At 66.9% G+C, this 4,169-nt stretch carries 8 protein-coding genes and 1 pseudogene; 1 reads left to right on the forward strand and 8 read right to left on the reverse strand.

The window, feature by feature from the left end; translation table 11 throughout:
* The coding region (locus tag Q0716_RS06095) for a trypsin-like peptidase domain-containing protein (RefSeq protein WP_299020847.1) at positions 1 to 781 on the forward strand (781 nt) is incomplete at its 5' end.
* Here Q0716_RS06095 and tatC read toward each other — a convergent pair.
* The 8 genes and pseudogenes from tatC to Q0716_RS06135 form a co-directional block, all read right to left on the reverse strand.
* A complete protein-coding gene (gene tatC, locus Q0716_RS06100; RefSeq protein ID WP_299020848.1) occupies positions 778 to 1,569 on the reverse strand; it encodes a twin-arginine translocase subunit TatC in 792 nt (263 codons plus the stop codon). The genes Q0716_RS06095 and tatC overlap by 4 nt on opposite strands.
* Positions 1,570 to 1,572: 3 nt before the next feature.
* Positions 1,573 to 2,064 (reverse strand): Sec-independent protein translocase protein TatB, encoded by a 492-nt coding sequence (gene tatB / locus Q0716_RS06105; RefSeq protein ID WP_299020849.1) that lies wholly within the window; start codon positions 2,062 to 2,064, stop codon positions 1,573 to 1,575.
* Between the two features lie 16 nt (positions 2,065 to 2,080).
* Positions 2,081 to 2,320 (reverse strand): Sec-independent protein translocase subunit TatA, encoded by a 240-nt coding sequence (gene tatA / locus Q0716_RS06110; RefSeq protein WP_299020850.1) that lies wholly within the window; start codon positions 2,318 to 2,320, stop codon positions 2,081 to 2,083.
* A 136-nt stretch (positions 2,321 to 2,456) separates the two neighbouring features.
* Positions 2,457 to 2,816 (reverse strand): histidine triad nucleotide-binding protein, encoded by a 360-nt coding sequence (locus Q0716_RS06115; protein WP_299020851.1) that lies wholly within the window; start codon positions 2,814 to 2,816, stop codon positions 2,457 to 2,459.
* A gap of 30 nt (positions 2,817 to 2,846) precedes the next feature.
* On the reverse strand, positions 2,847 to 3,209 hold the full coding sequence (locus tag Q0716_RS06120) for a hypothetical protein (RefSeq protein WP_299020852.1): 363 nt from the start codon (positions 3,207 to 3,209) through the stop codon (positions 2,847 to 2,849).
* Positions 3,202 to 3,606 (reverse strand): phosphoribosyl-ATP diphosphatase, encoded by a 405-nt coding sequence (locus Q0716_RS06125; protein WP_299020854.1) that lies wholly within the window; start codon positions 3,604 to 3,606, stop codon positions 3,202 to 3,204. The genes Q0716_RS06120 and Q0716_RS06125 overlap by 8 nt, the downstream gene beginning before the upstream one ends.
* Positions 3,607 to 4,005, reverse strand: coding sequence for a phosphoribosyl-AMP cyclohydrolase (gene hisI / locus Q0716_RS06130; RefSeq protein ID WP_299020855.1), 399 nt, complete (start codon positions 4,003 to 4,005; stop codon positions 3,607 to 3,609). It lies immediately after the preceding gene.
* Positions 4,006 to 4,046: 41 nt separating this feature from the next.
* Positions 4,047 to 4,169: pseudogene (locus tag Q0716_RS06135) on the reverse strand (imidazole glycerol phosphate synthase subunit HisF); the annotation flags it as partial.

Here is a 4,169-nt window from a genome sequence, read left to right on the forward strand (position 1 = left end):
CACCCACGTGATCGAAGAGGCCGACGAGATACTGGTGCAGCTCAGCGACGGTCGGCAAGCGCCGGCGCAGGTCATCGGCACCGACCCCGAGACCGACTTGGCGGTGCTGCGCATCGCGCTGGACGATCTGCCCGTGATCGTGCTGGGGCGCTCGGAGTTGCTGGAAGTGGGCGACCGGGTGTTGGCGATCGGCAATCCGTTCGGTGTCGGACAGACCGTGACGGCGGGCATCGTCAGCGCACTGGGCCGCAGCCAACTCGGCATCAACACGTTCGAGAACTTCATCCAGACCGATGCCGCCATCAACCCGGGCAACTCAGGCGGCGCGTTGGTCGATGCCGAGGGGCATTTGGTGGGCATCAACACCGCGATCTACTCGCGCTCGGGCGGCTCGATGGGTATCGGGTTCGCCATCCCGATCGCCACCGCGCGCGAGGTGATGGAAGCGATCGTGCGTGATGGCGCGGTCACGCGCGGCTGGATCGGTGTGGAGCCGCAAGAGCTGACCCCAGAACTGGCCGACCACCTGGGCCTGCCAGGCGCGCAGGGCGTGGTGGTGGCGGGCGTGCTGCAAGACGGGCCGGCGGCGCAAGCCGGCATCCGCCCCGGCGACGTCATCAGCCGCGTGGGCGACACGCCCGTGCGCGACGTTGCCGGCCTGCTGGCGGCGGTGGCGGCACGCCAACCGGGAGTGGCGACCGAGGTCGAGGTGCTGCGGCGCGAAGGCCGCCGCACGCTGACGGTGATTCCGGCGCGCCGTCCGCCCCCTTCTGCCCGCTAGCGACTGTCTGCAGCGGCGGACTCGTCCTCGGCGGGCTTGGTTTTGACGAACCAGCGCGCTCCCCAGATGCCGAGCTCGTAGAGCAGGCACATGGGGACGGCCAGGGCCAGCTGCGAGATCACGTCCGGCGGCGTGACGATGGCGGCGATCACGAACGCGATGACGATGAAATAGCCCCGAAACGCCTTCAACTTGTCGATGGTGACCATGTCGAAGCGCACCATCAGCATCACCACCACCGGCACCTGAAAGGCCAGGCCGAACGCCAGGTACAGCGACAGAATGGCCTCGACGTAGGAGGCGATGTCGGGTGTGGCGTTGACGCTGGCGGGCGTGAAGCCCTGGATGAAGGCAAACATCTTGTCGAGCACGAAAAACTGCACGAACGCGATGCCGAGATAGGCCAACGCGCTACCGCTGATGATGAGCGGCAGGGCAAAGCGCTTTTCGTGGCTATACAGCCCCGGGGCGACGAAGGCCCAGATCTGATAGATGACCCACGGCAGCGCCAGCAGCAGGCCCGCCATCATCAGCACCTTCAGGGGCACGAAAAACGGTGTGAACACCCCCACCGCGATCAGCTTGGCGTCCGGTGGCATGTGGGCACGGATGGGCACGGCGATCAGATCGATCAGGCCGCTGGGGCCGGGCCAGATGGCCAGCAGCGCCATCGCCACCCCCACGCCATAGAGGGCATAGAGAATTCGGTCGCGCAATTCCATCAGGTGCGCGACGAAGGGCTGCTCGGTGCCGGCAAGCTCGTCGGCGGGCTCTTTGGAATCGGCCATGGCTCAGCGCGGGGGAATCTTGGGGCGGTAACGCGCCACCCGGGCCGCACCGGACAACGCCCGCGTGCGAACACCGGCACGAGCCTTGTACCACTGGGGGACGGCCTGGCGCTTGAGGCGGAAGTTTTTCTTCGGCCGGCGGTATTGGGGATAGACGGGGCTGCCGATCGAGGACGAGTCGGCCAACGAATCCGATGACGACGTGCCACCCAGCCCGGCGGTCACCTCGGCCCAGTCGCGCTCGAAGTCGCTGGCGGTGGCGCTGACTTGCGACTCCACCTCGCGCGCGGTCTTCTCGACCGTCTCCTTCATGCGCTTGAGCTCTTCGAGCTCGATGGTGCGGTTGACTTCGGCCTTGACGTCGGCGACGTAGCGCTGCGCCTTGCCCAGCAGCGCACCCACCGTGCGGGCCACGCGCGGCAGCTTCTCGGGGCCGATGACGACGAGGGCCACGACACCGATGAGGGCGAGCTTGGAGATGCCGAGGTCGATCATGCGGGAGTGGCCGCGATCACGACTTGGTCTTGGCGTCGACGTCGATGGTGGTCTTCTCGGCCGCCTTGTCCTGGCCGACCTGTGCCGTGGCGGTGGCGGCCGCGTCGGGGGCCGAACCCCCATCCTTCAGGCCATCCTTGAAACCCTTGACGGCGCTGCCGAGATCCGAGCCGATGTTCTTGAGCTTCTTGGTGCCAAACACCAGCACCACGATCAGCAGCACGACCAGCCAGTGCCAAATGGAAAAACTGCCCATGGTTCACTCCAATGACGGGGCTTGCGCCCCATAATGCCTTCGATCCGGTGCGGCCTCCGGGGGTTCACCGCACCGCCAATAGCGCCTGCCGTGATTGTGCCCGAAAGCGCGGCCGTGCGACGAGGACCGGCGGGGCTCACCCCTTGCGCCAGGGCCTCGGCCCGCCGATGACGTGCACATGCAGGTGATGCACCTCTTGCCCGCCGTGCTCGCCGGTGTTGCACACGATGCGAAACCCCCCTTTTGGATACGGCTCGCAGCCCTGCTCCAGCGCCAAGCGCGGGGCCAGCACCATCAGGCGGCCCATGAGGCGCTCGTGCTCGGGCGTGAGCTGCGCCATCGACGGGATGTGCGCCTTGGGCACGATGAGAAAGTGCACCGGCGCCCAAGGGTGGATGTCGTGAAAGGCGGTCAGCTCGTCGTCCTCGTACACCTTGCGGCTGGGGATCTGGCCGGTGACGATCTTGCAAAAGATGCAGTTCGGGTCGTGCGACATGGTCGGTGACATCGTAAGGATGCGGGCGCCTCAAACGGGCATGGGCTTGCGGTCGTTCCAGTACAACAGGCCCTTGACGAGCCGGTACAGCGACCAGATGGCCGCCGCGATCAAAATGACCGCTCCCACGCCGATGAACAGGGTGATGAAGCCGAGCACCGCCCACAACAGGCTCCACCAGAAGGTGCGGATCTGCCAGGTGAAGTGACTCTCGTAGAGGGTGCCGACGACGTCCTCGCGCTTGACGTAGTTGATGATGATGCCGATGAGCGCGGTGACCGCCAAAAACCACGACGCGGCATACAGCAGATACACCGCCAGCGTCAGGCGGCGCAGGCTCTCGAGCTGCTGCGGCGTCGTGGCACGAACGTCGATGATGCGGGGATCATCCATGGGCCGCTCCGGGGTGGGCCGCCTCGCGCTCGCGCGCCTTGCGCAGCGCTTTTTCGTCCAGGCCCGACAAACCCTCGCGGCGCGCGAGTTCGGCCACCACGTCGGCGGGCCCGAGGCCGAAGTGCGCCAGCACGATCAGGCTGTGGAACCACAGGTCGGCCACCTCGCCCACGAGCGCCTGGGCGCTGCCGGCGCCATGCTGCAGGTCCTTGGCGGCCATCACCACTTCGCCCGCTTCTTCCGTGATTTTTTTCAGAAAGGCGTCTGGCCCCTGGTGCAGCAGGCGCGCGACATAGCTGCGCTGCGGGTCGCCGCCAGCGGCGGGCTTGCGGCTGTCGATGACAGCGGCCAGGCGCAGCAGGGTGTCCAGCGGCGGGGCGGTGTCGGTCATGGCCATTCAGCGGTAGATGGTCTCAGGGTCTTTGAGCACGGGGTCGACCGCCTGCCACGCACCCTGCGCCGTATCCAGCCGCTGATAAAAGCAGCTGTGCCGCCCCGTGTGGCAGGCGATGCCCGGGGTGTGGCCGGTTTGCGTGACTTTGAGCAGCACGACGTCGTGGTCACAATCCAAGCGAATCTCGTGCACGCGTTGCACGTGCCCGGACTCCTCGCCTTTGTACCAAAGCCGGCCGCGCGAGCGGCTGTAGTAGACCGCGCGGCCCAGCTCGGCGGTCTTTTGCAGCGCCTCGCGGTTCATCCACGCCACCATCAGCACGTCACCGCTGTCGCGCTCTTGCGCGACCACCGGCACCAGCCCTTGCGCATCCCAGCGCACGTCGTCCAGCCACGTCGTCATGGGTCTAGCGTAGCACGTCCGTCAAGGGGATGGCGGCGGCGTCAGCGCCGCACCGGGATGCCCGCTTCGGCCATGCGCTGCTTGGCCTGGGCGATCGTGTAGGTGCCGTAATGGAAAATGCTGGCCGCAAGCACCGCGTCCGCGCCGCCCTGCTGGATGCCCTC

Source organism: uncultured Tepidimonas sp., from assembly GCF_938045175.1.
In the GTDB taxonomy this organism is placed as follows: domain Bacteria; phylum Pseudomonadota; class Gammaproteobacteria; order Burkholderiales; family Burkholderiaceae_C; genus Tepidimonas.

What these genes read in the sequence shown, in the direction of transcription:
- hisI (WP_299020855.1), bottom strand. Translation starts at nt 4,005, where the DNA reads ATGACGACGTGGCTGGACGACGTGCGCTGGGATGCGCAAGGGCTGGTG.
- Q0716_RS06125 (WP_299020854.1), bottom strand. Translation starts at nt 3,606, where the DNA reads ATGGCCATGACCGACACCGCCCCGCCGCTGGACACCCTGCTGCGCCTG.
- Q0716_RS06115 (WP_299020851.1), bottom strand. Translation starts at nt 2,816, where the DNA reads ATGTCGCACGACCCGAACTGCATCTTTTGCAAGATCGTCACCGGCCAG.
- Q0716_RS06120 (WP_299020852.1), bottom strand. Translation starts at nt 3,209, where the DNA reads ATGGATGATCCCCGCATCATCGACGTTCGTGCCACGACGCCGCAGCAG.
- tatC (WP_299020848.1), bottom strand. Translation starts at nt 1,569, where the DNA reads ATGGCCGATTCCAAAGAGCCCGCCGACGAGCTTGCCGGCACCGAGCAG.
- tatA (WP_299020850.1), bottom strand. Translation starts at nt 2,320, where the DNA reads ATGGGCAGTTTTTCCATTTGGCACTGGCTGGTCGTGCTGCTGATCGTG.
- tatB (WP_299020849.1), bottom strand. Translation starts at nt 2,064, where the DNA reads ATGATCGACCTCGGCATCTCCAAGCTCGCCCTCATCGGTGTCGTGGCC.